Annotated in this window: 1 rRNA gene; it reads left to right on the forward strand. The window is 57.0% G+C overall.

Annotated features, from left to right (window positions below):
• A 23S ribosomal RNA gene (locus ACFPFQ_RS48400) occupies positions 1–3,115 on the forward strand; the annotation flags it as partial.
• Between the last annotated feature and the right edge of the window lie 167 nt (positions 3,116–3,282).

The following is a 3,282-nucleotide window of genomic DNA, read 5'->3' on the forward strand; positions in this document are numbered from 1 at the left end:
GGCACATGGTGGATGTCTAGGCATCAGGAGCCGATGAAGGACGTGTGAGACCGCGATAGTCCTCGGGGAGCTGTCAACAGAGCTGTGATCCGAGGGTTTCCGAATGGGGAAACCCGGCACCCGTCATGGGGTGTCACCTGCCGCTGAATACATAGGTGGTGTGGAGGGAACGTGGGGAAGTGAAACATCTCAGTACCCACAGGAAGAGAAAACAACCGTGATTCCGTGAGTAGTGGCGAGCGAAAGCGGAAGAGGCTAAACCTATGCTGTGTCAAGCCGGCAGGCGTTGCAGTGTGGGTGTTGTGGGATGTGGTCGTAGATGGACTGCCGTCTGTCTGATTGTGTGGTGTGGTGTTAGCGGAAGATTTCTGGAAAGGGTCGCCGTAGTGGGTGAGAGCCCCGTACGCGAAAATGCCGCATGCATGATGGACTGTACTCCCGAGTAGCAGCGAGCTCGTGGAATTTGCTGTGAATCTGCCGGGACCACCCGGTAAGCCTAAATACTCCCTGATGACCGATAGCGGACTAGTACCGTGAGGGAAAGATGAAAAGTACCCCGGGAGGGGAGTGAAATAGTACCTGAAACCGTGTGCCTACAAGCCGTCAGAGCTTTTCGGAGTGATGGCGTGCCTTTTGAAGAATGAGCCTGCGAGTTATGCTTCGTGGCGAGGTTAACCCGTGTGGGGTAGCCGTAGCGAAAGCGAGTCTGAATAGGGCGAAATAGTCGCGGGGTGTAGACCCGAAGCGGAGTGATCTACCCATGGCCAGGGTGAAGCGACGGTAAGACGTCGTGGAGGCCCGAACCCACCAGGGTTGAAAACCTGGGGGATGAGCTGTGGGTAGGGGTGAAAGGCCAATCAAACTCCGTGATAGCTGGTTCTCCCCGAAATGCATTTAGGTGCAGCGTTGCGTGGTGGATGCCGGAGGTAGAGCACTGGATGGGCTAGGGGGCCGACAAGCTTACTGAACTCAACCAAACTCCGAATGCCGGTATTTCTAGCGTGGCAGTGAGACTGCGGGGGATAAGCTTCGTAGTCGAGAGGGAAACAGCCCAGATCACCGGCTAAGGCCCCTAAGCGTGTGCTAAGTGGGAAAGGATGTGGGATCGCCCAGACAACCAGGAGGTTGGCTTAGAAGCAGCCACCCTTTAAAGAGTGCGTAATAGCTCACTGGTCAAGTGGTCCTGCGCCGACAATGTAGCGGGGCTCAAGTGCACCGCCGAAGCCGTGGCAACATCATATGAGATCCGCTGTTCAGACTTGTCTGGGTGGTGTAGTCGTGGTGTTGGGTAGGGGAGCGTCGTGCATCCGGTGAAGCTCCGGGGTGACCCAGGGGTGGAGGGTGTGCGAGTGAGAATGCAGGCATGAGTAGCGAATGCAGAGTGAGAACCTCTGCCGCCGAATGACCAAGGGTTCCTGGGCCAGGTTAATCCGCCCAGGGTGAGCCGGGACCTAAGGCGAGGCCGACAGGCGTAGTCGATGGACAACGGGTTGATATTCCCGTGCCCGTGATAGTGCGTCCGTGCTGAGGCCGGTGATGCTAACCATCCGAACCCGCCTGGGATCCCTTCGGGGTGACTGGGGTCGGGGGAGCGTGGGATCCGATCCGGTAGTAGGCAAGCGATGGGGTGACGCAGGAGGGTAGCTCCGCCAGGCGTTGGTTGTCCTGGTGTAAGCGTGCAGCTCGATCCCTAGGCAAATCCGGGGGTCTGACTTTGATGTCGTGGGTGAGGCGTGATGCATAGCCGATTGAGGCGAAGTAGAGTGATCCCATGCTGCCGAGAAAAGCCTCTAGCGAGTGCTGTTGCGGCCCGTACCCCAAACCGACACAGGTGGTCAGGTAGAGAATACCAAGGCGATCGAGTGAACTATGGTTAAGGAACTCGGCAAAATACCTCCGTAACTTCGGGAGAAGGAGGACCATCAACCTTGAAGCTCTTGACGGGCTAGGGGTGGGTGGTCGCAGAGACCAGGCCCAAGCGACTGTTTACTAAAAACACAGGTCCGTGCGAAGTCGCAAGACGATGTATACGGACTGACGCCTGCCCGGTGCTGGAACGTTAAGAGGACCTGTTAGTCCCTTTGGGGGCGAAGCGGAGAATTTAAGCGCCAGTAAACGGCGGTGGTAACTATAACCATCCTAAGGTAGCGAAATTCCTTGTCGGGTAAGTTCCGACCTGCACGAATGGCGTAACGACTTGGGCGCTGTCTCGACCATAGACTCGGCGAAATTGCACTACGAGTAAAGATGCTCGTTACGCGCGGCAGGACGGAAAGACCCCGGGACCTTTACTATAGCTTGGTATTGGTGCTCGGTTCGGCTTGTGTAGGATAGGTGGGAGACTGTGAAGCGGCCACGCCAGTGGTTGTGGAGTCATTGTTGAAATACCACTCTGGTCGAATTGGGTGTCTCAACCTCGGGCCATGATCTGGTTCAGGGACAGTGCCTGGTGGGTAGTTTAACTGGGGCGGTTGCCTCCCAAAATGTAACGGAGGCGCCCAAAGGTTCCCTCAGCCTGGTTGGCAATCAGGTGTTGAGTGTAAGTGCACAAGGGAGCTTGACTGTGAGACCGACAGGTCGAGCAGGGACGAAAGTCGGGACTAGTGATCCGGCACCACCTTGTGGAAGGGGTGTCGCTCAACGGATAAAAGGTACCCCGGGGATAACAGGCTGATCTTGCCCAAGAGTCCATATCGACGGCATGGTTTGGCACCTCGATGTCGGCTCGTCGCATCCTGGGGCTGGAGTAGGTCCCAAGGGTTGGGCTGTTCGCCCATTAAAGCGGTACGCGAGCTGGGTTTAGAACGTCGTGAGACAGTTCGGTCCCTATCCGCCGCGCGCGCAGGAGACTTGAGGAAGGCTGTCCCTAGTACGAGAGGACCGGGACGGACGAACCTCTGGTGTGCCAGTTGTCCCGCCAGGGGCATGGCTGGTTGGCTATGTTCGGAAGGGATAACCGCTGAAGGCATCTAAGCGGGAAGCTCGTTCCAAGATGAGGTCTCCCACCACCTTGCGTGGTTAAGGCCCCCAGCAGACCACTGGGTTGATAGGCCAGAGATGGAAGCCCTGTGAGGGGTGGAGTTGACTGGTACTAATAGGCCGAGGGCTTGTTCATGACGAGTTGTTTGCATCCACTGTGCGACCCTGAACACACAAACATGTTGTGTGGTCGGGGTGTTGGGAACTCGTTCTCGCATCCACTGTGTTTGGTCGATAATTGGATAGTGTTGTCGGTGGTTATGGCGGAGGGGGAACGCCCGGTCCCATCCCGAACCCGGAAGC

The organism is Pseudonocardia sp. GCM10023141 (genome assembly GCF_042653605.1).